Here is a 22,879-nt window from a genome sequence, read left to right as displayed (position 1 = left end):
CGTTCGCAGAGCGGGTTCCCTCCCGCTGCGCGGGCCCCTCCCGATGCTCACTCCGGGAGTCCGCCCGCGACCTCTGCATCCGACGTCGTGCTGCACGGACCTCGGGTCAAGCCGAGTCGGGCAAGCAGGCGAGGGCAGGACGACGAAGGGCCCCTCGCGGTGCGAGGGGCCCTTCGTGAAGCGTGTGAGGCGGGGTCAGCGCCAGCGGGTGGTCATCAGAAAGCCGATCAGGGCGATGCCGAGGCCGATCGCCAGGTTCCAGTTGCTGAGACCCGGGATCGGGAACTGCATGCCGGAGATGTAGAACACGAGGATCCACGCGAGGCCGAGCAGCATGAAGCCGATCATCACCGGCTTGAACCACACGGCGTTGGGAGCGGCGTCGCCCTCGGCGCGCTCGACGACGGGTTCTTCGGTCTTACGCTCACGTGCCATGCGGACATTCTACCCATGACGCCTATCCCGCACCCAGACCTTCGTCTTCCGTACAGCACCGAGCGATAAGATCACGCCATGAGTGCATCCGTCGTGCCTGGGGGGCGACGCCCGCGACGCGAGCGTCCGCGCTCCCGCGCGACCGTCGCGAGCGTCCTCGGGGAGCTGCTCCTCACGGCGGGCGTCATCGTGCTCCTGTTCGTCGCGTGGCAGATGTGGATCGGTGACATCATCATCAGCGCGCAGAAGAACGACGAAGGGGCGGCCAGATCCGAGCAGCTCGCGCAGGCTGAAGCGCCCGAGCTGCCGCCGTTGATCGAGACCGAGGAAGGCACGACCGTCTACCAGGCGCCGATCCCGGCCGCACCCGCCGACGGGGAGTGGTTCGCGCAGATGCACATCCCCCGGTTCGGCAGCGAGTACAACTTCGGCATCTACGGCGGCACGAGCCGGGCTCGCACCCTCGACCAGAAGGGCATCGGGGTCTACAAGGACTCCAAGATGCCCGGCGAGGTCGGCAACTTCTCCATGGCCGGGCACCGCACGACCTGGGGCAAGCCGTTCAACCAGCTCGACAAGCTCCAGATCGGCGACGCGATCGTCGTCGAGACCGTCGACGGGTGGTACACCTACCGCTTCCGCACGCTCGAGTACGTGAAGCCCACCCAGACCGACGTGCTGGCCGACGTTCCGCAGATGCCCGACCAGCAGACCGGTGAGCAGTACATCACCCTCACCGCCTGCTCCCCGCTCTACTCGCTCGCCGAGCGCATCGTCGCGTACGGCGTGTTCGAGAGCTTCCAGCCCCGGGCCGAAGGCCCTCCGACCGCCCTCACCGATCCGCCGCCGCCTCCGGCCGCGCCGTCGATCTGACCATGGCCGTCTCCGAGGGAGAAGACTGATGTACTCCGCACTCTGGCGTCTGCTGCCCGGTCCGTGGTGGGTGCGCGTGATCATCCTGGTCGCCGTGATCGCCGCCGTGCTCTACGGGCTCTTCTGGTACGTGTTCCCCTGGGTCAGTCCCCTCATCACGCCGGGCGAGGTCGACGTCGAATGACGCGCGTCCTCGTGGTCGACAACCACGACAGCTTCGTGCAGACACTGGTCGGCTACCTCCACGAGCTGGGTGCCGAGACCACCATGATCGAGTCGGATGCGACGGATGCCGCGGCCCTCGAACAGCTCCTCCCCGGGTTCGATGCCGTGCTGCTCTCCCCCGGACCCGGCACGCCCTCCGACGCCGGTGCGTCGCTGGATGCGGTCCGGATCGCCACGCGGATGCGGATGCCGCTCCTCGGCGTGTGCCTCGGCCACCAGGCCATCGGGGAGGCGTTCGGCGCACCGGTGACCGAGGCGCCCGAGCTCATGCACGGGATGGTGTCGTCGGTCGCTCACGACGGATCCGCACTCTTCGCCGGCATCCCCTCGCCGTTCGAGGCGGGTCGGTATCATTCGCTGGCGCTCGCGGCATCCGCCCTTCCGGCCGACGTGATCGTGACCGCGTGGACGGAGACCGGAACCGTGATGGGTCTCGCACATCGGGATCTGCCGATCCTCGGGGTGCAGTTCCACCCCGAGAGCGTGCTCACCGAAGGCGGTTACCGACTGCTCGCGAACTGGCTCGAACTGTGCGGGGATGCCGATGCCGTGGCGCTCTCCGAGCGCCTGCACCCGCTCTCGCGCTGACGCGTCACGGGCCGGTGCAGAACCGGAGCTCGACGGCGGAGCCGATCGGCACATCGCCCGGCGCCACCGACATCGAGTGCACGGTCGCCGGCTCGGTCGCCGGGCAGTCCGCCGCCTGGACGGGCGTGGCGACGAGGCCGAGCTCGGTGAGATTGGCGGTGGCCGCATCGACGGTCCAGCCGGTCAGATCGGTGAGCGTCACCTTGCCGCTGGCCACGACCAGATCGATCACGGTGCCGGGGGGAACCTCGGCGTCGGACTTCTCGCTCGCGGTCATCACCGTGTCGGCCTTGATCGCCTTGTCGTTCCGTTGGATCACGGTGCCGAGCTCGAGACCCGCATCCAACAGGGCCTTCTTCGCATCGGCGAGGGCCATGCCCTCCAGCGGCGGCACGACCACGACGTCCTCACCGGACGAGACGTACAGCGTGACCGCGGCGCCCTCCTCGATGGCGACGCCCGCCGCCGGATCGGTGCGGATGACGTTGCCCTCGGCGATGTCGGAGCTCGCCTCGATCACGATCGTCGAGGTGAGATCCAGTTTCGCGAGATCGTCCTGCGCGCGCTCGGAGGAGACGTTCACGAGGTCGGGAACGACGCGCGAGGTGCTCGGCACCTCGGGAGGACGCATGCTGATCGTGACGACCCAGAAGAGGACGGATGCCAGCAGCACGGCCAGCAGCGCGACTCCGGCCCAGATCCACGCCACCGGCGGGCCGGACTGCGTGCGGGTCATCGTCGTGTCGGTGCTGAGCTGGCGCAGGGAACGCGCCGTCTCCTGCGCCTGGCGCGGGCTCGGGCCGTACAGCTCGCTCGTCAGCGCACCGACCTGCTTGCGTGTGGGAGCGGCGCCGGTGAGGGCGGAGTCGAGGGCGGCTCGGAAGTGCGCGGCATCCGGATACCGCTGGTACGGATCCTTCGCGAGAGCCCGCAGCACGATCGGGTCGAGGGCGCCCGGGGCGTCTTCGTTCACCTCGGTCGGGGGGACGGGGGTCTCGCTGACGTGCTGGTAGGCGACGGCCACGGGCGACTCGCCCCGGAACGGCTGGCGTCCGGTGAGCAGCTCGTACAGGACGACGCCGGTGGAGTACAGGTCGGCGCGGGCGTCGACGGGCTCGCCCTTGGCCTGCTCGGGGGAGAAGTATGCGGCGGTGCCGATGATCTGCGTCGTCTCGGCGACCGTGGACGACGAGTCGGAGACGGCTCGGGCGATGCCGAAGTCCATCACCTTGACCTGGCCCTTTTCGGTGACCATCACGTTGCCGGGCTTGATGTCGCGGTGCACCACGCCCGCGCGATGCGAGTAGTCCAGGGCTTCGAGGATGCCGTCGACGTAGCGGACAGCGTCGTCGACGGGCACCGGACCCTTCGCGATGATGTCTTTCAGCAGAGTGCCGCTGATGAGCTCCATCACGATGTAGGGCGGGTCGTCGGACGACGGGTCGTTCGACGAGGGGTCTCCGGCGTCGAACACCCGCACGATCGACGGGTGCGCCATGCGGGACGCCGCCTGGGCCTCGAGGCGGAATCGGGTGCGGAACGCCGTGTCGCGGGCGAGCTCGGGGTCGAGGATCTTGATCGCGACCGCGCGTCCGAGCGTCAGGTCGAATCCGCGGTAGACCTTCGCCATGCCGCCGTGCCCGATGAGCTCGTCGACGCGGTACCTACCCGCGAGAACGCGCGGCTCTGTGGACACGGATGACCCCCCTTGGAACGACGTTGACTGAGCTGGATCTAGGCTACCCGGCGGTTCCACCCTCGCCGTCACCCTCGCCGTCGTCGCCACCGGGAGCGGTGATCGTGACCGAGAGCGGGGGTGAGGGGTTGGAGGTGCGCTGGTCGCCACCCGAGCACATGCCCTGGTAGGTCACGATGAGCTGCTGGCCCGCGGCATCCGCCACCTTCACCTGCGCGTTGCGCTGCGTCGGCTGGAAGTTGGGTCCGCCCGACACGAAGGTGCCGTTCTGCAGTGAAACGACGTAGCCCGAGAGCGTGGAACCGCTCGGGCACGTGAAACCGGTGCCCCAGGCGATGGTCACGGTGCCGCCGGCGACCGGGTCGCCCGTGATGGTCGGGGCGTCGGTCGGCGTGGGCAGGGCGGTGCGCGCGGCGTAGACCGTGAGCGCGATCGGCGTCGTCGTGAGGACGTTGCCGGAAGGCGCGACGTTGTAGACCGTGCCGACCTCGGCGTCGGTCGGGGCGGGGTCGCCGTCGGCGCACGTGATGTCGCTCGAGAAGCCGGCATTCGTGAGGGTCGACGTCGCTGTACCGCAGTCCATGCCGTTGAGGTTCAGCGCCGTCACGTCGACGCGCGTCTCCGTGGGCGTCGGTGTCGGCGTCGGGGTCTTGGTCGGCGTGGAGGATGTGCTCGGCGAGGCCGAGGGGTCGTCATCGCCGCCGCCCTGCTGCGACAGCGCCCAGATGGTGCCGCCGAGCACGATCACGAGCAGCGCGATCAGCGCGATGAGCGGCCACGTCCACGGGCTGCGCTTCTTCTTCTCCTTCTCCTCCACCGCTTCCTCCGTGGGGAGCTGCGCGGTGGTGGGGAGGATGCGGGTGGCGCCTTCGTCGCCGGCTGCCGACAGCATCCGGGTCGCGTCGTCGTTGCCGGCGACCCCTCCGGTGGCGATCGCAGGCACGGCGATGGCGGCCGAGTTCAGGTCGCCGCGGCGCAGGGCCTGAGCCGCGCGCGCGACCGACGCCGAGGACGACGGCCGATCCGACGGCTTCTTGGCGATCATCGCCATGACGAGGTTCTGCACCGGGATCGGCACGGTCGGCGGCAGCGGCGGAGGCTGCTCGTTGATCTGGGCCATCGCGATCGCGACCTGCGACTCACCGGTGAACGGACGCTTGCCCGCCAGGCACTCGTAGGCGACGATGCCGAGCGAGTAGGTGTCGGTCGCGGGGGATGCCGGGTGTCCTGACGCCTGCTCGGGCGACAGGTACTGCACCGTGCCCATCACCTGGCCGGTCGCCGTCAGCGGCACCTGGTCGGCGATGCGCGCGATGCCGAAGTCGGTGATCTTGACGCGGCCGTCGGGCGTGATCAGCAGGTTGCCCGGCTTGATGTCGCGGTGCACGAGACCGGCCGCGTGCGCGGCCTGGAGAGCGGATGCCGTCTGCGCGACGATGTCGAGCGTCTTGTCGGCGCTCAGCGCGCCGTCGCGCTCGAGCACGGTCGAGAGCGCCTCGCCGGGCACGAGTTCCATGACGAGGTAGGCGCTGCCGTTCTCCTCGCCGTAATCGAAGACACTGGCGATGCCCTCATGGTTGACGAGCGCAGCGTGCCGCGCCTCAGCACGGAATCGCTCGAGGAACCCGGGGTCCCCCATGTACTCGTCCTTGAGGATCTTGATCGCGACGGTACGTCCGATGACGTGATCCGTCGCCTCCCACACCTCGCCCATGCCGCCGATCGCGATTCGCGACTGCAGCTCGTAGCGACCACCGAACGACACACCCTGCGTCGGTCTCATCTGCCCAGCACCGCCTCAATGACCTTCTTTGCAATCGGAGCGGCGATGGAATCGCCGGATCCTGATTGTCCCTGACCGCCGCCGTCTTCGACGACGACTGCTACTGCGACCGCGGGGTCGTCCGCCGGTGCGAAGCCGGTGAACCACAACGTGTGCGGCCTGTTTCCGTTCTCTGCCGTCCCGGTCTTACCCGCCACGTCGACCCCGTCTATTCTTGCACCCTGCGCAGCGCCCGTTGAGACGCTCGCGACCATGGCTGCGGTGATCTGATCGGCCGTCTCCGCTTCCATCGCGCGGCCGAATTCGCTCTGCTCGAACGAGCGGATGACCGACAGGTCGTTGCCGATCACGGCATCGACCATCTGCGGGTTCATGACGACCCCGTCGTTGGCGATGCCGGCGGCCACCATGGCGATCTGCAGCGGCGTCGCCGTGACCTGTCCCTGACCGAATCCGGAGAGGGCCGTCTGGGCGTCGTCGAGTGCCCGCGGGTAGCTCGACGCCGTCGACTCGAGGGGAGTCGCGAACGTCTTGTTGAAGCCGAACTTCTCGGCCATCTCGCGGATCGCGTCGTCGCCGACCTCGACGGCGAGCTCGGCCATCGGGATGTTGCAGCTCAGGCGGATCGCCTCGGCGATCGTCACCGTGTCGCCCCCGCCGCAGGCGCCACCCCAGGCGTTGGAGACCTGGTTGGACGAGCCGGGGAGCGTGTACCTGGCCGGGTTCGGAAGGGTCGAGTCGGGAGTCCACTCGCCGCTCGCGAACGCGGCCGCGGCGACGACGAGCTTGAACGTCGACCCCGGAGGGTTCAGGTCGCCCGCGATCGCGCGGTTGGAGAGCGGCTTGGTGGGATCGTCCACGAGCTGGTCGTAGGTCGCGTTCGCGGCATCCGCATCATGCGAGGCGAGCAGGTTGGTGTCGAAGCCGGGGGTCGAGACCATCGCGAGGATGCGTCCCGTCTTCGGATCGATCGCGACCACGGCGCCCTTGAGGCCCTGGAGGGCGTCGTAGGCCGCCGTCTGCGCGGCGGTGTTCAACGACAGCTCCACGCTGAACCCGCGCTGCGGCTGGCCGGAGAGGATGCGTTCGATCTCGGCGAGGAAGGCGTTGGATCCGGTACCGGACAGGTCGGCGTTCATGGCCTTCTCGATGCCGGTGGCGGAACCGAGGGCCGGGTTGAAGTAGCCCGTCACCGGCTCCCAGATCGGAGCATCCGCATACACGCGCTGGAACTGGTACTGATCGTCGCTCGGGATCGACGTCGCGATCGCCGCGCCGTCGACGATGATCGAGCCGCGCTGGATCTCGTAGCTGTCGAGGCGCGTTCGCTGGTTGTGGCTGTTCTGGGCGAGACTGTCGGCCTCGACGACCTGGATCCAGCTGCTCGCGGCGAACAGGGCGATGAACATGAACAGCATCACGATGCTGAGGCGGCGGAGTTCCTTGGTCATGTCAGCCGATCACCACCCTCGGTTGGCGGCGCACGCCGTCGGAGATGCGCAGCAGCAGCGCCACGATGAGCCAGTTGGCCACGAGCGAGGAGCCGCCCGCGGCGAGGAACGGCGTGGTCAGACCTGTCAGCGGGATGATGCGCGTGACGCCGCCGACCATGATGAACACCTGCAGCGCGATCGTGAACGACAGCCCGGTCGCGAGGAGCTTGCCGAAGTCGTCCTGACCGGCGAGTCCGATGCGCATGCCGCGGCTGACGAACACCATGTACAGGCACAGGATCGCGAACAGTCCGATCAGGCCGAGCTCTTCTCCGAGGCTCGTGATGATGTAGTCGCTGTGCGCGAGCGGCGTGATGTCGGGGCGGCCCTGACCCCAGCCGGTGCCGATGAGACCGCCGCGGGCGAGCCCGAACAGACCCTGCATGGGCTGATAGCCGGCGCCGTCGGGATCGACCTGCGACGAGTCGAACAGGAACAGCCAGTTGATGAAGCGTCCCTGCACGTAGCTGAGGATCTGTGTGGCCAGGGCGACGCCGGCGACCACGAGCGTCAAGCCGATGAGCACCCAGCTCGTCTTGCCGGTCGCGACGTACAGCATGGCGACGAACATGCCGAAGATCAGGGTTCCGGTGCCGAGGTCGCGCTGGAAGACGATGATGCCGAGCGAGATGACCCACACGACGAGCACGGGTCCGAGTTCGCGCATCCGCGGCCAGGTGATGCCGAGTACGCGCTTGCCGACGGAGGTGAGGCTCTCGCGGGTGCGCACCAGGTAGCCGGCGAAGAAGATCGCGAGGCTGATCTTGGCGAGCTCGCCGGGCTGGAACGCGAAGACCCCGCCGAGCGAGACCCAGACGGCCGCGTTGGCGTCGTCGATGCGGAGCCCCGGGACGAACGGAAGGAGAAGGAGCAGGATGCCGACGAGCCCGAAGATGTACGTGTACCGGAACAGGACCCGGTAGTTGCGCAGCAGGATCACCACGGCGATCGCGCCGGCGAGCGAGATGGCCGTCCAGGCGAGCTGCTTCGTCGAATACGCGTCCCAGCCGGTGTTCGCCTTGGCGATGTCGATCCGGTAGATCATCGCGATGCCGAGGCCGGTGAGCAGCGTCGCGATCGGAACCACGAACGGGTCGGCGTCGGCGGCCACGACCCGCAGCACGAAATGCAGGGCGAAGGCCAGCACGGCGAGTCCGCCGCCGATCGCGAGCACCACCGGGTCGATGACGCCGAGCGCGCCGAGCTGCACGAGGGTGAGCGAGGCGCCGCTGATCGCCAAGGCGAAGAGCAGCAGCCAGAACTCGCGGTTGCGCTGCGTCTGCGGCATGCGGAGCTTCTTCAGCGCCTTGATGACGCTGGTGTCGGCGGCGACGTCGGTGCTCATCCCTCACCTCCGGCCGGGGTCTCGGTCGGCGTGGGCAGCGGGGTGGGGAGAGGCGTCTGCTCGATGGCGTTCGCCTCGGCACCCGCGCGCAGGCGGTCGACGATGGCCATCGCGTCGGCGAGGGAGCGCGCGGTGATCGTGCGCTCGACAGACGCACGCTGGTAGGGCGGCAGCTCGGCCAGCAGGATGTCGGTGTCTTCGAGCGGCGTCGACAGCGTGATCGGGCCGATGTTCTGCTGCACGCCCTGGAAGATCACGACGCTGTCGTCGTCGGCGCCGATGAAGTACCGCGTCTGGGTCCAGCTGTAGGCCGCGAACGCGGCGACGCCCAGCATGATGAGGACGACGAGCACACCGGCGATCCAGCCGAGGCGGCGGCGCTTGGCGCGGCGGCGATCCTCTTCGATGAGCTCCTCGAGGTATTCGGGGGCGGGTTCGAAGTGGCTGGGCTCGTTGGCCGCCTGACGCACCGGGTGCAGCCAGTTGCCGCGCGTCGGGCGTGCGGGCGGCACGTAGACACCGGACGGGTTGGCCGCGGAGCCGACGACCGTCGCGGTGCCGGAGTGGATCGGATGCTGTCCGCCCACGTCGACCAGCACGATCGTGACGTTGTCGGGCGCGCCGCCGTCGAGGGCCTGCTTGAGCAGGTTGTCGGCCGTGCGGCCCGGCGCCAGGCCGAGCTGCATCGCCTTGAGGATGTGCGGCTCGTCGACGACGCCCGAGAGTCCGTCGGAGCAGAGCAGCCAGCGGTCGCCGGGCTGCGTGTGCATGACGAACATGTCGAGCTCGGGATCGGAGTCCATGTCGCTGAGCACGCGCATGAGCACCGAGCGGCGCGGGTGGTAGCGGGCCTCTTCGGGGGTGATGCGGCCGGAGTCCACGAGGCGCTGCACGAACGTGTGGTCGGCGGTGATCTGCGTCAGCGCGTCGTCGCGGTACAGGTAGATGCGCGAGTCGCCGATGTGGCCGATGACCGCGTACTCGTCGACCATGATGATCGCGCTGACCGTGGTGCCGAGCCCGGCGAGCTCCGGGCGGTCCTTCGCGGCGCGGATGAGGTCGCCGGCCGCCGTGGTCGCCGCGGCCTGCAGCGACGCCTGTGCGTCTTCGGTCGAGGCGTAGGCCTGGTCGAGGGGCTCGAGGCGGTGGATCGCGATGCTCGAGGCGACGTCGCCGCCGGCGTGGCCGCCCATTCCGTCGGCGACGACGAACAGGTTCGCTCCGGAGTACCCGGAGTCCTGGTTGTTGGAGCGGACCTTCCCGGTGTGGGAGATCGCGACGCTCGAGCCTTCGAAGACCATGCCGGGGTCAGGCTCGCAGCTCGAAGGTCGTGGCGCCCACCTTGATCGGAGTGCCGAGCGAGAGGTTGACGGGGCCGCCGGTGACGCGCTGGCCGGCGACGAACGTGCCGTTCGTGGAGTCGAGATCCTGGATGGCCCAGGCGTCGCCGCGCAGCATCAGGCGGGCGTGATGGCTCGAGGTGTAGTCGTCGCGGATGACGAGAGCCGACTCGCTGGAGCGCCCGATCGTCATCGAGTCCGCGCCGAGGGGGAGCTCGAGCCCCGTCTTGGGGCCGGACGTGATCACGAGGCGCTTCGCCGTCGCGATCGTCGCGGGTCCCGTCGACGGCTTCGCGGATGCCGGGCGCGACGCTGCCACGGGCTTCGCCGGAGTGACGGGGGCGGCCGCTGCGCCGGCCGCGGCCTCGGCCGGGAGCTTGCGCACCTTCACGCCGAACAGGTCGGCACGGAGGGAGTAGACGACCCCGAACACGAAGAACCACAGGACGATCAGGAACCCGATGCGCAGCAGGAGGAGGATCAGTTCACTCATCCGAAGCCCCCGAACGCGCGGGTGGAGTCGTCGGAGGGGCGCGGAGGGCGTGCCGGGGGAGCCGACACCGGCACGATGCGGAACACCAGGTCGGTGCGGCCGATCGAGATCGTGGTGTCGGAGGGGAGCGCCGCTTCCCGCAGCTTCTGCCCGTTGACCTTCGTGCCATTGGTGGAGCCGAGGTCGCGCATCATGGCGCGCTCGCCGTCCCACAGGATCTCGATGTGCTTGCGGCTCGAACCGGCATCCGCGATGGTGATGTCGGCATCCGATCCGCGGCCGACGACGGTGCGGGCGCGGGAGAGGGTGTGACGGCGTCCGTCGACGTCGACGACGGCCTGCCAGCTGACGCGACCCTCGACCGTGCCCGAATCGACGCGCACGGTGCCGGTGGCGACCTTCTCGTCGGCCTCGAGGCTGATCGAGAGCGGGCCGGAGAAGCTGTACCCCTGTGACTTGGCGTGCTTCGTCAGCAGCGAGTGGAGCTCGTCGGTGAGGGCGCTGCCGAGTCCTCGCATGCGGTCCGCGTCGTCGGTGCTGAGACGCACGACGAAGCTGTTGGGCGCGATGATGCGGTCGCGGCTGACGACCGCCGCTTTCGTGTCGGCTTCACGACGGACCGCCGAAGCGATCTCCACGGGTTGGATGCCGCTGCGGAAGGTCTTCGCGAACGCGCTGTTCACTGCGCGCTCGAGACCCTTCTCAAAGCTGTCAAGTAGTCCCACTGGGCTCCTCTGGCATGCCGACCGGTAGGGACATCGTAGCCAGGTGACCTGGGGGAACGCCGCCGAGCGGTGGTTTTGCGTGTGCCGCGCGGCGAAAATCGCGTGATATCCTCGGGAAGTTGAGTTCTTCGGAGCGAGACGCTCGCGCGAGTGGCGGAATGGTAGACGCGCTGGCTTCAGGTGCCAGTATTCGCAAGGATGTGGGGGTTCGAGTCCCCCCTCGCGCACAGTACGACAAGAGAGCCGGGCCCGGAGGGTCTGGCTCTCTTTTCGTATCTGGGCGCGAGTGAGGCCCCTCGATAATCAGGGCCCCACCGGCGTGGAGTGCGCCGGAGGGACTCGAGTCCCCCCTCGCGCACAGTAACGACAGATTTGTCGACGAGAATGACCTGATGCGCCTCCACTCCACCACCTCCGGCTCCGGCGATCTCCTTGTCGGGCTGATCCACGGGCTCGGCGGCGCGGGCGCCATCTGGCAGCCGCTCATCGAACGGATGCTGGCGACAGGCCGCTACACGGTCACGACGATCGATCTGCGCGGCCACGGCGAGAGCGACCGAGCGCCTTCGTACACACTGAACGAACTCGCGGACGATGTCGTCGAAGCCCTCCCGACCGGACTCCACAGCGTCGTCGGCCACTCGCTCGGGGGAGCGGTGCTGGTCCGCGCCGTCGCGCGCCTGCAGCCCGAACGCGCGATCTACCTCGATCCGGGCTTCGAACTCTCGCTCCCGACAACCGGGTTCAAGGGTCGAGCCTTCTGGGCGGTCCCGCCGCTCTCGCTCGGCGTCATGGGTCTGCTGCAGGCTCGACGCAGCAGGGCGACGCGCGCCGCGTACGACCCCCGCGTCCGCGAAGCGCTGACGCAGGCGCAAGCGCAGTTCGACGCCAAGATGGCGATCGGCGTCTTCCGCGAGGTGGCGTTCCACCCGATCGCGATCACCCCGCCCGACGTGCCGTCGACCATCGTCCTCTCCGATGAGTCGCCCGCCGTGCTGTCCGACGCGACGGCCGCGGCGCTCGAGCGCGAGGGATGGGACATCCGCCGTATCGACGGTATCCATCACGACATGCAGATCGAAGATCCCGATCGCACATTCGCGATCATCGCGGACGTCTTGTAGACCTCTGCATCTGAAGAACTCGACGACAGGACACAGATCGATGAATGGTGACGCATGGCTGGCCCGGCTCGAAGCCGAGCACCTCGAACTGGAACTGCCCGGTTTCGATCGCGCTGACGCCTGGCGACTCGGCAGCTCGATCGCGGAACGCGCGCTGGCGGCATCCCATCCGGTCGCGATCGACGTGCGCACGGCATCCGGCGTCCTGTTCCACGCGTCGTTGCCGGGCGCGACGGCCGACAACGACGAGTGGGTGCGGCGGAAGGCGGCGACCGCGTTCCGCTTCGAGACGAGCACGGCCCTGCTCGAGGCGCGCTTCGTCGCCGGCGGGCGCGACATGTTCGAACCGGGCTGGCTCGATCCTGCGGAGTACGCCGTCGCCGGGGGAGCGGTACCGGTGCGCGTCACGGGCGTCGGCGTCGTGGCGGTCGCGACCGTCTCGGGCCTCGCCTCTGAAGACGACCACGACCTGGTCGTGCAGGCGATCCGAGATCTGCGCGGGAGCTGAAACGAGGAAGGCCGAGCCCGACGGGCCCGGCCTTCCTCCCTTCGTAAGGAACGTCAGCGCTGCACGTCGGCCCAGGTGCGCGTGCGGAGCGACTCGTCGATCGCGTCGAGCACCCGCGCGGCCGACACGGCCTCGTCGATGCCGATGCGGCTCGGCTGGTCGAACTCGATCATCTGCAGGAACCAGTCGAACTGCTGCGGCACGACGCCCTCGAGCCGGCCGTCGAGCTCGGGGTCGAGCATCGTGTTCGGCAGACGGAACTCGTCGAGTGTGTCGAGCGAGACGCCCTCGGCCGTGACATCGACCTTGATGTTGCCCTCGGTGCCGTACAGCTCGAACTGCGACGCGAGACCACTCGGAGTCGTTCCCGGGAGGACCCACGAGATCTCGATCGTTCCGACCGATCCGTCCTCCAGCTCGGCGAGGATCAGCGCCACGTCGACGCCCTCCTTGCCGGCGGCGGGGAGCACCTTGGCGGCTGTGGTGGCGGAGACCCGCACGATCGGGCTGCCCGAGATCCACTGCACCAGGTCGATGTCGTGGATGCCCTGGTACATGTAGATCGGCGAGGCGCCGTTGTTCGCGAAGCCGACGCTCCGCGGCACGATCCTCGACGCGCGGAAATGCACGGGGTCTCCGACCTGCCCGGCGGCGACGATCTTCGCGGCGGAGCGGAAGCGGGGATCGTGTCGCAGCACATGCCCGACGAGCACCTTCGAACCGGTCGCGCTCGCCGCGGCATCCGCGATGGTCCGTGCGCCTTCGAGAGTGTCGGCGAGCGGCTTCTCGACGAGTACGTGCAGACCCGCCTCCAGAGCCTCGACGGTCACGCCGACGTGCAGCCGGTCGGGAACCGCGATGATGACGCCGTCGAGGTCGACCGCTTCGCGAGCCGCGGCGAGGGTCGGGAACCACGGGGCGCCGAACTGCTCGGCGACGCGGCGGCCGCTCTCCTCGAACGGGTCGACGACGGCGGCGAGCTCGGCGCGCGGGTTCTCCGCGACGATGCGACAGTGCACCTGTCCCATTCGACCTGCGCCGACGACGGCGATGCGGGTGGACGTGCCACTCATGCTGATGCTCCCTTCGTGAGCGTCGGTACTGCTGCGAGATAGCGCCTGGTCAGCGCCATCGGCTCGGTGATGGACGTTCCGACGACGACCGCGAACGCGCCCGCTTCGAACGCGGCGCGCAGCTCATCGGGCGACTTGATGCGTCCCTCGGCGATCACCGGGGTCGGCAGGGCCGCGAGCCGCCCCACCAGCGCGATGTCGGGATCGCCGCTGCGGTTCTGCGGCACGCTCGTGTAGCCCGACAGCGTCGTGCCGACGAGCTCGGCGCCGAGTTCTCCCGCATGCCGCCCGGCCTCGAAGGCGTCGATGTCGGCCATGACGGGAACACCGAGGTCACGCACGGCCGGGAGCAGCTCGTCGACCGCGGGAGTTCCCGACCGCGCTCGCAGCGTGGCGTCGAGGGCGACGATATCGGCACCGGCGTCGACCAGCGCCTTGGCGAGGTCGGCGGTGGGGGTGATCCACTGCTCCCCGTCGGTGACGACCTTCTCCAGCCCGATGATGGGCACGTCGACGCGCCTGCGCACGGCCGCGACGTGCTCGGCGCTGTTGATGCGCACGGCCGCGGCGCCCGCCAGCACGGCGGCTTCGGCGATGGCCGCGATGATGCCGGGATCGCGCAGCGGCGATCCGTCCGGCGCCTGACAGGACACGATCAGGCGTCCCCGAAGCGTCTCGAGGTCGAGCATTCTTACTCCTTCACTGCGATGAGACCGGCGAATGCCGAGCGGATGCTGGTGTCTTCCGCGACGATGCGGGCGCCGTCGAGACCGGCGTCGGGCTGGACCACGAACTCGTCCACCGCGACATCCCGTCGATCGAGGGCGGTGCGGACCGCCGACACGAACGATGACGAGCGGGTCAGACCGCCCGTGAGACCGATGGGGCCGGGTCCGAGACGCGCGGCGCCGATCGTCCGTGCGAGCTGATCCGCCGCGTCGGCGAGGATGCCGAGGGCCGAGGCGTCGCCCTCGTCGGCGGCGCGGAGGACGTCGGGCGCGAATGCCGCGATGTACTGCGGGGCCGGGATCGAGCCCATCGCCCCGTGATAGATGTCGGCGGGCGAGCCGAGCCGCAGCGATGCGTCGGCGAGCGCGGTCGAAGGACCTCGACCCTCGAGGGCGTCGAGCGCCGCCTGCAGTCCGCGTTGGCCGATCCACGCGCCCCCGCCGAAGTCGCCCAGCAGGTACCCGCGGGCATCGATACGCCGAAGCCCTCCCTCGTCGCTCACGCCGAGCGCCGCGACACCGGTGCCGCAGATCACCACGGTTCCGGCCCGTGCGCCGACGGTGCCGAGGAAGGCCGTGACGGCATCCGCAGCGACCACGGTCGTGCGCGCACCGAGATGCACGCGCAGGATCTCGGCCAGCCGCGCCGGTGCGGGGGAGTCCTCCACGAATCCGGAGAGGCCCACGCCGACGAGCTCGGGGCGCGTGCCGGGCGGAACCAGGTCGATGATCGTCTGCGCGAGTGCGGTCACGTGCTCGTCGCCGGTGAGGGCGATGACCCCCAGCGGGGCCTCGATGACGTCTCCGTCGTCGAGGCGCAGACGGCATCCGCTCTGCCCGACGTCGACGGCGAGTGCGGCGGTCACTTGACACCTCCGAAGGACAGGCCGCGCGCCATGTGCTTGCGAACGAGGATCGCGAAGATCACGATCGGCAGCGCGCCGATCACGCCGGCCGCGGTGAGGCGCGCCCAGTTCGTGCCGAAGAAGCTGAGGAAGCCGGCGATGGTCACGGGGACCGTCTGGCTGTCGCCGCTGGTGAGCACCAGGGCGTAGAGGAACTCGTTCCACGACTGGATCAGCGCGAGCACGAACGTCGCGAACGCCGCGCCCCAGACGTTGGGCAGCACGCACTGGAAGAGCGTGCGCCATTCGCCGAGGCCGTCGATCATCGCCGCCTCGCGGATCTCGCGCGGGAAGGCGACGAGGAAGGAGCGGAAGATGAGCACCGCGAGCAGGATGGCGTAGAAGGTGTGCACGACCGTGAGTCCGACGGGGTTGCCGGTCAGCCCGACTCCGAAGAACGCGCGGTAGAACGGCGTCAGGGTGAGCACCGGCGGCACGGTCGTGAGCAGGAGGATGGCGAGCGTCACGCGGGCGGACCACGCGGACTCCGGCGGCCAGACCTGGGTGGTGAGGTAGGCGAGCGGGAGTCCGACGACGATGCCGATCACGCTGCTGATGATCGCGACGGCCGCGCTCACGAGCATCGCCTGGCCCATGCCGCCGTCGACCCAGGCGCTGACGTAGCTGCCGAACTGGGGCACGAAGAACCACACCGGCTCGCGGCTGAACGCGTCGACGTCGCTCTTGAGCGAGGTGCTCACCAGCCAGGCGACGGGCAGGATGCACCACAGGACGAAGACGTAGACCGCGATGACGCGGAGGGAGTGCAGGATGCTGCGTCGGGTTCTCATCGGCGGGCCTTCCAGATGCGCAGGCCCATGAGCCGCGTGGCGGTGGGGAACAGGATGACGAGGACCACGAGCGAGACGAGCGCGCCGACCGTGGTCGCGTAGCCGATGTCGAACGTCTCGAAGCCGAGCCGGTACACGTAGTTGCTGATGGCGAGCGTCGACGTTCCCGGACCGCCCTTCGTCATGGTGTTGACGATCGCGAAGGTCTTGACCGCGTCGATCACCCGCAGCAGCACCACGATCGACAGCACCGGCGCGAGCATCGGGAGTGTGACGTTCCACAGCATCCGGAATCCGCCGGCGCCGTCGAGCTGGGCGGCCTCGAAGGGGGAGGGGTCGAGCGACTCGAGCCCGGCGAGCACGATGATCACGACGAACGGGGTGTTCTGCCAGACCTCCACGAGGATCACGGCGCCGAGCGCCGTCGCCGGATCCGCGAGGAAGGCGTGCCCGCCGATCCCCACCGTGTCGAGGAACCAGTTGATGAACCCGGATGTCGGATCCATCAGCAGCCGCCACATGAGGCCGGCGACCACCGGGGTCAGCACCATGGGGATGAGGATCAGCGCACGCAGCACGCCCTTGCCCGGGATGCGTCCCCGCAGCGCGAGGGCGATGGACACGCCCAGCACGAGCTCGATGCCGACGCCCGCGACGACGTAGACGAGGGTCACGCGGATGGAGCCGAGCAGCGTCGGGTCGCCCAGTGCGCGGGTGAAGTTGTCCCAGCCGACGAAGATGTCCTCGCTGCCGGGACGGAGCAGGTTCTCGGCGTGGGTGACGAGGTTCGCGCCCTGCATGATGATGATCACGAGCAGGGGCACGATCACGATCACGGCGGGGAGGGCCAGGCTGGCTCTCGCGAGGCCCGGTCGCAGCGGGCGGCGGCGGGGGGAACGCCGGAACGGAGGGTCCTTGACGGCGCCTTCGGCATCGGGACGTGGTGGCGTCGTGAGCTGGGTCATCGTCTTGTTCTTCCGTTCCGGCGTTCGGTGGGTCAGCCCAGTTGGGTCTTGAGAGCTTCCTGGGCTGCGGTCAATGCGTCCTTCGCACTCGCCTCACCGGCAAGCGTGCGCGAGAGCGCCTGTCCGACTTCCGTGATGATCGCATTCGCATCGGTGCCTGCGGGCAGGTAGTCGACGTTGCCGGTGGCGAGCTGTGCGAGCAGCGCCTCCTTGAAGGGACCGTACTTCTCGTTGTACTCCGGGCTCTCGAGGACCGCATCGAGCGTGACGCCGACCGCCTCGGTGTTCTCGACCGCGTTGCTCTGCACGTCCTGGCCGGTCGCCCACGCCATGAACTTGTAAGCCGCCTCCTTCTTCTTCGAGAAGGAGCTGAGGTACAGCGCGTGCACGTTGAGCGAGTTGTCGGTGTTCCCGCTCTCGGGCGGGTCGGAGATCGCGTAGGGGATCGGCGCATAGCCGACCTTGCCGGCGATGACGCTGGCGGCGGTGTCTTCGTTGAACGGGCCGTTCGCCGTGGCGTCGATCGTCATCGCGGCGGTGCCCTGCGTGAACGCGATGCGGTTCTGCTCCCAGTCGAAGTTGCCGACGCCCGAGGGTCCGTACTCGCTGAGCAGGTCGGCCCAGAACTGCGTGGCCTCGACGGCCTCTTCGGAGTCGACGGCCAGCTCGTCGCCGTCGTAGAAGTCGCCGCCGAAGGCCCGGAGGAAACCGGCCCAGGGGTAGACGCTCTGGATGCCGGGGGCGCCGCGCAGCGTGATGCCGGCGACCTCGCCGCCCGAGCCCTCGCTGATGGTCTTCGCCGCGGCCTCGAGCTCGTCCATCGTGGTCGGCGGGCCGTCGATGCCGTACTGCTCGAACAGGTCGGTGCGGTACATCAGCCAGGTGCTCTCGCCGTAGACCGGGAGGCCGAAGGTCGCGCCGTCCTTCTGCATGGGCGCGATGTACGGCTGGTAGAAGTCGTCGAATGCGACGAAGTCGGATCCGTCCTTCTCGTACTTCGCGAGGTCGTCGACGTAGCCGGACTCGAAGTAGCCGGTGCCGTAGGTGTTGTCGGTGAAGACGACGTCGTAGTCGCTCGACTTCTGGCTGAAGTTGAGCAGGATCTTCGCCGCCTGGTCGCTGTACGGCACGGTCTCGATGTTGACCTTGATGCCGGTCTGCTCTTCGAACTCGGGCAGGAGCTCTTTCCAGTTGTCGGTGTACGAGATGTCCTCGGCGAGGACGTTGATGGTCGTGCCGCTGCCTCCGTCGCCGGTCGAACCGGACGGGGCGCATGCGGTCATGCCCGCGGCGGCGATGGTGAGTCCGGTGAGTCCGGCGCCGACGCGGACGGCGAGCCGTGGTGCACGCGAGCGGGCGGGTGTTGCAGCGCTCATGAGAATCCTCCGTTGGAACAAGGTGCATTCGGGATGGGTCTTGATTACCATAGGGTATGTGTAGCACCCTAGGGTTACAAGGAAGTTACACCGTCCGCCGGAGAACCGCAATCATCGTTTCGGACGGCCGGAGGGTGGAGGCGTGATAGTCATGAACCTGACGATTCACGCGGAAGGAGGGGAACGTGGCCGCGAAGTACGAGGTGGTGCTGAAGGAGCTGTCGGCCGAGATTGCCGAGATGCGCGCGGGCGATCAGCTGCCCACCGAACAGCAGCTCGCGGCGCGCTTCAACGTGTCGTCGATGACCGTCCGACGGGCGCTGGAAGCGCTCATCAACGCCAAGCGCATCGTCGGCATCAGAGGCAAGGGCACGTTCGTCGCCGAGCCGTCGCTGACCAAGCGGATGACCCTCGCCTCGTTCACGGATTCGATGCGCGCGGCCGGTCGCACCGCCCGCGCGGAGGTGCTCTCCGCCGGTATCGCCCCGGCGGCGCCCGAGGTGGTCACGGACTTCGGCATCGCGTCATCGGCATCCGTCTACTCCGTCGAACGACTGCGGTTCGGCGATGACACCCCGCTCAGCATCGACAGCTCGCAGCTGCCCGCCGAGCTCTTCCCCAATCTGCTCGGCAACGACCTGACCGGTTCGCTGTACGAGATCCTGCGCCGCCGGTACGACGTGCACCTGACGCGTGCGTCGTCGCGCGTGGCCGCCGTGCTGCCCACTGCGCGCGAGGCCGAGCTCCTCGGGATCACCGTGGATCAGCCCTGCCTGCGGGTCGTCGCCCGCGGCAGCCTCGCCGACGGACGTGTGGCCGAGATCACGCGATCCATCTATCGCGGGGATCTCTACGAACTCCTGATCGAGCCTGAAGAGCACGGCGCGGTCTGAACCGCAGAGTGGGCCCTGCCCCCTGCAGAGCCGGGCAGACTGGAACCGGACCGCCCGCCCCGAATCCGGAGACCCGATGACACAAGATCAGCCCCGCAGAGCACCCGAACAGGCCGTCCTCATGGTGCAGCAGGTCGAGCAGGTGAGTCCGGATCTGATCCGCATCACGGCGGGCGGCGACGGCTACGACGCGTTCCGCGACAACGACTCGACCGACAGGTACGTGAAGATCCTGTTCGCCGACCCTGCTCACGGGCTGACGCCGCCGTACGACCTGGCGCGGTTGCGCGAGGAGAGTCCGGAGAAGCTGCCGACGCGGCGCACGTACACGGTGCGTTCGGCCGACCCTGCCCAGCGACGTCTCGTCATCGACTTCGTCGTGCACGGCGACGAGGGTGTCGCCGGGCCCTGGGCGCGTGCTGCGCGGCCGGGCGACACCCTCGTCGTCAGCGGCGCCGGCGGCGGCTACCGCCCCGACCCCGCGGCGCCCTGGCACCTGCTGGTCGGCGACCACACCGCGCTCCCCGCCATCTCGTCGGCGATCGAGAGCATGGATGCCGCGACGCAGGGCCACGTGCTGCTCTCCGTGGCCGATGCCGCCGATCGCATCCTGCCGGAGCCGCCGTCCGGGCTGACCGTGACGTGGACGAAGACCGACGACGAGCTTCTCGCGGCGCTCGGCGACCTGCCCTGGGCCGAGGGGAACCCGCACGTCTTCGCCCACGGGGAGCGCGGCACGATCAAGGCCGTGCGTGCTGTGCTGAAGCAGCGCGAGGTCCCGCGGGAGTCGCTGTCGATCTCGGCCTACTGGGCGCGGGGCCGGGCCGAGGATCAGTTCCAGGCGGAGAAGCGCGAGCCGATCGGCCAGATCGAGTAGTCGAGGGGCCGGGTCGGCGGGGCCGCGAAACGTGCAAGGCTGGGTCGAGACGCACGATGAGCCACGACGATCGAGGGAGCAGACGGATGCTGGAGACGACCGACAACGTACGACTGGGGAACAGCGGCCTCAAGATCTCGCCGGTGGTCCTCGGTTGCATGAGCTTCGGCGCCCCCGACAGAGGCACTCACCGCTGGTCCCTCGACGAGGAGACCAGCCGGCCCCTCATCCGCCAGGCACTCGAAGCCGGCATCACCACGTTCGACACGGCCGACGTCTACTCCGACGGCACGAGCGAGGAGTTCGTGGGCCGCGCGCTCGCCGACTTCGCGCAGCGCGACCAGGTCGTCATCGCCACCAAGGTGCACGGCCGCATGGGGCCGGGCGCGAACCAGGGCGGACTCAGCCGCGGGCACATCCTCTCCGGCATCGACGCCAGCCTGCGCCGCCTCGGCACCGACTTCGTCGACCTTTACCAGATCCACCGCTGGGACCCCGAGACGCCGATCGAGGAGACCATGGAGGCGCTCCACGACGTCGTGCGCTCCGGCAAGGCGCGGTACATCGGCGCGTCGTCGATGTGGGCGTGGCAGTTCGCGAAGGCGCAGGGCGTCGCCGTTCAGCACGGATGGACGCCGTTCGTCTCGATGCAGGACCAGTACAACCTGCTGCAGCGTGAGGAGGAGCGCGAGATGCACCCGTACTGCCTCGACTCGGGCGTCGGCGTGCTTCCGTGGTCGCCGCTCGCGCGCGGCCGCGTCACCCGTGACTGGGACGAGACGACGGCGCGCACCGCGACCGACGAGTTCGGCGCGACCCTGTACCGCCGCGAGGAGGAGTCGAACCGCGCGATCGTCGAGGCCGTCGCCCGCGTGGCCTCGGAGCGCGGAGTCTCCCGCGCACAGATCGCCCTCGCCTGGGTCGCGCAGCAGTCCGCCGTCACCGCGCCGATCGTCGGGGCCACCCGCGCGCAGCACATCGAGGATGCCGTCGCCTCGGCCGGCATCCGTCTGGAGCCGACCGAGCTCGCGCAGCTCGAGAGCGCGTACACGCCGCGGGAGCCGGAAGGGTTCTGATCAGGCGGTCTTCTGGGAGCGAGCGCTCTCGTAGCCCCGTCGCGTCGCCTCGATGAACCGTTCGGCGGCTTCGAGCGGGCGATCGTGGCGGACGACCCCCGAGGTGGAACCCGTGCCGTGCGCACCTGCGCCCATGATCCGGTAGGCGTCGTCCGGCTGCGAGACCCCGCCGGCATGCATCATCAGCACATCGGGAGCCGTCGCCGCCGCCTCGCGGTCGATGGCTCCGATCCACGGTCGGTCGCCGCCTCCCGCGACGCCGATCAGGGCCGGGGGCTCGTAAAGGACGATCGTGGGTCCGAGCGGGAGCAGGCTGCGGACCTCATCGTCACTGCCGGCGCACACCATCGTCATCAGCCCGTTCTCCTGGGCGCGGCCGATCGCGGGAGCCAGGTCCTCGGGCGCGAGGGGATTGCTGTCGTGATTGAGCATGACCCCGCGCGCGCCGGCGTCGGCCAGAGCCTCGGGGATCGTGCGCCCGACGCTCGCACCGGGGCGATCGAGGTCCATGCCCTGTGCGAACACGAAGACGTGCGGGGCGGCGCTCTGCACCGGAGCGATCATCGCGGTGGGCACGGTGAGGATGACCGACACCCCGTGCCGCACGCCGGCGTCGCCGGCGGCGATCGCGAGCTCGACGACCTGCGGCAGCCGGAGCAGATTCTTGGGGCCGATCTCGAAGAACGGCGCGGCGATCGTCGTCGAGGCGGGAACGGTCGGCTTCGCCGCTGCCGCTCGGCTCACGGCTGTGGCTCCACGAGCACGATCGACACGGACGGCGGCATGGACCGGAGCACCTCGTCGTCGGCGTCGGCATCCGTCACGAGCACGCTGATGTCCTCGACGCCCGCGACCCGCGACATCAGCACCCGGCCCAGCTTCGAGTGGTCGGCGACGAGGACGACGCGGTCGGCGCGTTCGAGAGCCAGGCGCTTCCCCGCGCTCTCGTCGGGGTCGTAGTCGGTGAGACCACGGGTCGGATGCACCCCGCTGATGCCCATGACGTAGGTGTCGACGTTGTAGTGGCGAAGATCGTCGGACATCGTCGAGCTGGTCGTGAGCATCTCGGAGGACTTGACCCGGCCGCCGAGCATGAAGATCTCGATGTTCGGCTCCTCCGCCAGCTCGGCGGCGACGAGCAGGCTCCGGGTCAGCACGGTCAGGGCGCGCCCGCTTCCGCGCAGGGCATGTGCGGCGGCGAGGGCGGTGCTGCCGCCGTCGATGTACACCACCTCGTCGTCGGAGAGCAGGTCGGCGACGGCCCGGCCGATGTGCGACTTCGTGTCGTACGCGGCGTTCGCCCGCGTGGAGAGAGCGGGTTCCCGGCTCTTGGCGTCGAGCAGCAGCGCACGGCCCCCCACCAGGCGCCGGACCACACCGTCTTCCTCGAGCACTCCCAGGTCTCGACGGATGGTCATCTCGGACACGCCGAAGTGCTTCGCCAGGCTCTGAATATCGACCTCGGCGCGGTCGCCCATCAGGACTTCGATCTCGGCGCGCCTGCGCTGAGGAGTCGTCGCGCTCATGTCCCACCCTCCGGCCTTCCGTTCGCGGGCGGCCAGGGGGC

The 22,879-nt window shown here is 69.2% G+C and carries 24 protein-coding genes and 1 tRNA gene; 9 read left to right on the top strand and 16 right to left on the bottom strand.

Features of this window, described 5'->3' with window-relative positions; genetic code table 11:
* Window positions 1-195 precede the first annotated feature (195 nt).
* Complete coding sequence (locus DW306_RS13740) at window positions 196-435, bottom strand: cell division protein CrgA (protein WP_136056160.1); 240 nt, start codon at window positions 433-435, stop codon at window positions 196-198.
* A gap of 78 nt (window positions 436-513) precedes the next feature.
* On the opposite strand from DW306_RS13740, the gene DW306_RS13735 reads away from it, so the two are divergent.
* The 3 genes from DW306_RS13735 to DW306_RS13725 are packed head-to-tail and all read left to right on the top strand — an operon-like array spanning window position 514 to window position 2,121.
* Window positions 514-1,308, top strand: a complete 795-nt coding sequence (locus DW306_RS13735; RefSeq protein ID WP_136056159.1) for a class E sortase — start codon at window positions 514-516, stop codon at window positions 1,306-1,308.
* 28 nt (window positions 1,309-1,336) lie between these two features.
* Window positions 1,337-1,492: a DUF4175 domain-containing protein gene (locus DW306_RS13730; RefSeq protein ID WP_136056158.1), complete on the top strand. Its 156-nt coding sequence runs from the start codon at window positions 1,337-1,339 to the stop codon at window positions 1,490-1,492.
* Entirely contained in the window at window positions 1,489-2,121 is a 633-nt protein-coding gene (locus DW306_RS13725; RefSeq protein WP_136056157.1) for a gamma-glutamyl-gamma-aminobutyrate hydrolase family protein, read from the top strand. The genes DW306_RS13730 and DW306_RS13725 overlap by 4 nt, the downstream gene beginning before the upstream one ends.
* Before the next feature lie 4 nt (window positions 2,122-2,125).
* Here the strand turns inward: DW306_RS13725 and pknB are convergent, their stop codons facing one another.
* Genes pknB through DW306_RS13690 form a run of 7 tightly spaced genes read right to left on the bottom strand, consistent with a single transcriptional unit; the run spans window position 2,126 to window position 10,996 of the window.
* The gene (pknB, locus tag DW306_RS13720; RefSeq protein ID WP_136056156.1) at window positions 2,126-3,817 is read right to left on the bottom strand and encodes a Stk1 family PASTA domain-containing Ser/Thr kinase; all 1,692 of its coding nucleotides are present in this window, start codon (window positions 3,815-3,817) and stop codon (window positions 2,126-2,128) included.
* A 43-nt stretch (window positions 3,818-3,860) separates the two neighbouring features.
* Window positions 3,861-5,600: a serine/threonine-protein kinase gene (locus tag DW306_RS13715; protein WP_240747199.1), complete on the bottom strand. Its 1,740-nt coding sequence runs from the start codon at window positions 5,598-5,600 to the stop codon at window positions 3,861-3,863.
* The gene (locus DW306_RS13710) at window positions 5,597-7,051 is read right to left on the bottom strand and encodes a penicillin-binding transpeptidase domain-containing protein (protein WP_136056155.1); all 1,455 of its coding nucleotides are present in this window, start codon (window positions 7,049-7,051) and stop codon (window positions 5,597-5,599) included. Before DW306_RS13710 ends, DW306_RS13715 begins: the two co-directional genes overlap by 4 nt.
* A 1-nt stretch (window position 7,052) precedes the next feature.
* Window positions 7,053-8,438: an FtsW/RodA/SpoVE family cell cycle protein gene (locus DW306_RS13705; RefSeq protein ID WP_136056154.1), complete on the bottom strand. Its 1,386-nt coding sequence runs from the start codon at window positions 8,436-8,438 to the stop codon at window positions 7,053-7,055.
* Window positions 8,435-9,739, bottom strand: a complete 1,305-nt coding sequence (locus DW306_RS13700; protein ID WP_136056153.1) for a PP2C family serine/threonine-protein phosphatase — start codon at window positions 9,737-9,739, stop codon at window positions 8,435-8,437. Before DW306_RS13700 ends, DW306_RS13705 begins: the two co-directional genes overlap by 4 nt.
* 7 nt (window positions 9,740-9,746) lie before the next feature.
* Window positions 9,747-10,271 carry an FHA domain-containing protein gene (locus tag DW306_RS13695; protein ID WP_136056152.1) on the bottom strand — a complete coding sequence of 175 codons (525 nt, stop codon included), beginning with the start codon at window positions 10,269-10,271 and terminating at the stop codon, window positions 9,747-9,749.
* Entirely contained in the window at window positions 10,268-10,996 is a 729-nt protein-coding gene (locus tag DW306_RS13690; RefSeq protein WP_136056151.1) for a DUF3662 and FHA domain-containing protein, read from the bottom strand. The genes DW306_RS13695 and DW306_RS13690 overlap by 4 nt, the downstream gene beginning before the upstream one ends.
* Before the next feature lie 144 nt (window positions 10,997-11,140).
* Here DW306_RS13690 and DW306_RS13685 point away from each other — a divergent pair.
* From DW306_RS13685 to DW306_RS13675, 3 genes are all read left to right on the top strand, one after another.
* Window positions 11,141-11,223: transfer RNA gene (locus DW306_RS13685), tRNA-Leu, on the top strand.
* Window positions 11,224-11,388: 165 nt separating this feature from the next.
* A complete protein-coding gene (locus DW306_RS13680) occupies window positions 11,389-12,120 on the top strand; it encodes an alpha/beta hydrolase (protein WP_136056150.1) in 732 nt (243 codons plus the stop codon).
* A 40-nt stretch (window positions 12,121-12,160) separates the two neighbouring features.
* Window positions 12,161-12,628 (top strand): heme-degrading domain-containing protein, encoded by a 468-nt coding sequence (locus DW306_RS13675; RefSeq protein WP_136056149.1) that lies wholly within the window; start codon window positions 12,161-12,163, stop codon window positions 12,626-12,628.
* A gap of 53 nt (window positions 12,629-12,681) precedes the next feature.
* Here the strand turns inward: DW306_RS13675 and DW306_RS13670 are convergent, their stop codons facing one another.
* Genes DW306_RS13670 through DW306_RS13645 form a run of 6 tightly spaced genes read right to left on the bottom strand, consistent with a single transcriptional unit; the run spans window position 12,682 to window position 18,466 of the window.
* The gene (locus tag DW306_RS13670) at window positions 12,682-13,701 is read right to left on the bottom strand and encodes a Gfo/Idh/MocA family oxidoreductase (protein WP_136056148.1); all 1,020 of its coding nucleotides are present in this window, start codon (window positions 13,699-13,701) and stop codon (window positions 12,682-12,684) included.
* Window positions 13,698-14,390 (bottom strand): putative N-acetylmannosamine-6-phosphate 2-epimerase, encoded by a 693-nt coding sequence (locus DW306_RS13665; protein WP_136056147.1) that lies wholly within the window; start codon window positions 14,388-14,390, stop codon window positions 13,698-13,700. The genes DW306_RS13670 and DW306_RS13665 overlap by 4 nt, the downstream gene beginning before the upstream one ends.
* 2 nt (window positions 14,391-14,392) lie before the next feature.
* Window positions 14,393-15,295: a BadF/BadG/BcrA/BcrD ATPase family protein gene (locus DW306_RS13660; protein ID WP_168429335.1), complete on the bottom strand. Its 903-nt coding sequence runs from the start codon at window positions 15,293-15,295 to the stop codon at window positions 14,393-14,395.
* The gene (locus tag DW306_RS13655; protein ID WP_136056145.1) at window positions 15,292-16,125 is read right to left on the bottom strand and encodes a carbohydrate ABC transporter permease; all 834 of its coding nucleotides are present in this window, start codon (window positions 16,123-16,125) and stop codon (window positions 15,292-15,294) included. Before DW306_RS13655 ends, DW306_RS13660 begins: the two co-directional genes overlap by 4 nt.
* Window positions 16,122-17,090: a sugar ABC transporter permease gene (locus DW306_RS13650; protein WP_136056144.1), complete on the bottom strand. Its 969-nt coding sequence runs from the start codon at window positions 17,088-17,090 to the stop codon at window positions 16,122-16,124. The genes DW306_RS13655 and DW306_RS13650 overlap by 4 nt, the downstream gene beginning before the upstream one ends.
* A gap of 32 nt (window positions 17,091-17,122) precedes the next feature.
* The gene (locus tag DW306_RS13645) at window positions 17,123-18,466 is read right to left on the bottom strand and encodes a sugar ABC transporter substrate-binding protein (RefSeq protein WP_168429334.1); all 1,344 of its coding nucleotides are present in this window, start codon (window positions 18,464-18,466) and stop codon (window positions 17,123-17,125) included.
* A 185-nt stretch (window positions 18,467-18,651) separates the two neighbouring features.
* On the opposite strand from DW306_RS13645, the gene DW306_RS13640 reads away from it, so the two are divergent.
* From DW306_RS13640 to DW306_RS13630, 3 genes are all read left to right on the top strand, one after another.
* Complete coding sequence (locus DW306_RS13640) at window positions 18,652-19,359, top strand: GntR family transcriptional regulator (protein WP_136056142.1); 708 nt, start codon at window positions 18,652-18,654, stop codon at window positions 19,357-19,359.
* Window positions 19,360-19,435: 76 nt separating this feature from the next.
* The gene (locus tag DW306_RS13635) at window positions 19,436-20,236 is read left to right on the top strand and encodes a siderophore-interacting protein (RefSeq protein WP_136056141.1); all 801 of its coding nucleotides are present in this window, start codon (window positions 19,436-19,438) and stop codon (window positions 20,234-20,236) included.
* 56 nt (window positions 20,237-20,292) lie between these two features.
* The gene (locus DW306_RS13630) at window positions 20,293-21,312 is read left to right on the top strand and encodes an aldo/keto reductase (RefSeq protein ID WP_240747198.1); all 1,020 of its coding nucleotides are present in this window, start codon (window positions 20,293-20,295) and stop codon (window positions 21,310-21,312) included.
* Here DW306_RS13630 and DW306_RS13625 read toward each other — a convergent pair whose 3' ends face one another.
* Both DW306_RS13625 and DW306_RS13620 read right to left on the bottom strand, forming a co-directional pair.
* Window positions 21,313-22,056 (bottom strand): triose-phosphate isomerase, encoded by a 744-nt coding sequence (locus tag DW306_RS13625; RefSeq protein WP_136056140.1) that lies wholly within the window; start codon window positions 22,054-22,056, stop codon window positions 21,313-21,315.
* Entirely contained in the window at window positions 22,053-22,838 is a 786-nt protein-coding gene (locus DW306_RS13620; RefSeq protein WP_136056139.1) for a DeoR/GlpR family DNA-binding transcription regulator, read from the bottom strand. Before DW306_RS13620 ends, DW306_RS13625 begins: the two co-directional genes overlap by 4 nt.
* Window positions 22,839-22,879 lie beyond the last annotated feature (41 nt).

It is taken from the genome of Microbacterium sp. K24 (assembly GCF_004794465.1).
Classification (GTDB): Bacteria; Actinomycetota; Actinomycetes; order Actinomycetales; family Microbacteriaceae; genus Microbacterium.
This window is presented reverse-complemented; position numbering and strand designations above follow the sequence as displayed.

Bases quoted from the DNA above. Each gene is read 5' to 3' on its own strand.
- DW306_RS13740 (WP_136056160.1), bottom strand. From the start codon at position 435: ATGGCACGTGAGCGTAAGACCGAAGAACCCGTCGTCGAGCGCGCCGAG.
- DW306_RS13735 (WP_136056159.1), top strand. From the start codon at position 514: ATGAGTGCATCCGTCGTGCCTGGGGGGCGACGCCCGCGACGCGAGCGT.
- DW306_RS13730 (WP_136056158.1), top strand. From the start codon at position 1,337: ATGTACTCCGCACTCTGGCGTCTGCTGCCCGGTCCGTGGTGGGTGCGC.
- DW306_RS13725 (WP_136056157.1), top strand. From the start codon at position 1,489: ATGACGCGCGTCCTCGTGGTCGACAACCACGACAGCTTCGTGCAGACA.
- DW306_RS13715 (WP_240747199.1), bottom strand. From the start codon at position 5,600: ATGAGACCGACGCAGGGTGTGTCGTTCGGTGGTCGCTACGAGCTGCAG.
- DW306_RS13710 (WP_136056155.1), bottom strand. From the start codon at position 7,051: ATGACCAAGGAACTCCGCCGCCTCAGCATCGTGATGCTGTTCATGTTC.
- DW306_RS13705 (WP_136056154.1), bottom strand. From the start codon at position 8,438: ATGAGCACCGACGTCGCCGCCGACACCAGCGTCATCAAGGCGCTGAAG.
- DW306_RS13700 (WP_136056153.1), bottom strand. From the start codon at position 9,739: ATGGTCTTCGAAGGCTCGAGCGTCGCGATCTCCCACACCGGGAAGGTC.
- DW306_RS13695 (WP_136056152.1), bottom strand. From the start codon at position 10,271: ATGAGTGAACTGATCCTCCTCCTGCTGCGCATCGGGTTCCTGATCGTC.
- DW306_RS13680 (WP_136056150.1), top strand. From the start codon at position 11,389: ATGCGCCTCCACTCCACCACCTCCGGCTCCGGCGATCTCCTTGTCGGG.
- DW306_RS13675 (WP_136056149.1), top strand. From the start codon at position 12,161: ATGAATGGTGACGCATGGCTGGCCCGGCTCGAAGCCGAGCACCTCGAA.
- DW306_RS13670 (WP_136056148.1), bottom strand. From the start codon at position 13,701: ATGAGTGGCACGTCCACCCGCATCGCCGTCGTCGGCGCAGGTCGAATG.
- DW306_RS13665 (WP_136056147.1), bottom strand. From the start codon at position 14,390: ATGCTCGACCTCGAGACGCTTCGGGGACGCCTGATCGTGTCCTGTCAG.
- DW306_RS13655 (WP_136056145.1), bottom strand. From the start codon at position 16,125: ATGAGAACCCGACGCAGCATCCTGCACTCCCTCCGCGTCATCGCGGTC.
- DW306_RS13650 (WP_136056144.1), bottom strand. From the start codon at position 17,090: ATGACCCAGCTCACGACGCCACCACGTCCCGATGCCGAAGGCGCCGTC.
- DW306_RS13645 (WP_168429334.1), bottom strand. From the start codon at position 18,466: ATGAGCGCTGCAACACCCGCCCGCTCGCGTGCACCACGGCTCGCCGTC.
- DW306_RS13635 (WP_136056141.1), top strand. From the start codon at position 19,436: ATGACACAAGATCAGCCCCGCAGAGCACCCGAACAGGCCGTCCTCATG.
- DW306_RS13630 (WP_240747198.1), top strand. From the start codon at position 20,293: ATGAGCCACGACGATCGAGGGAGCAGACGGATGCTGGAGACGACCGAC.
- DW306_RS13620 (WP_136056139.1), bottom strand. From the start codon at position 22,838: ATGAGCGCGACGACTCCTCAGCGCAGGCGCGCCGAGATCGAAGTCCTG.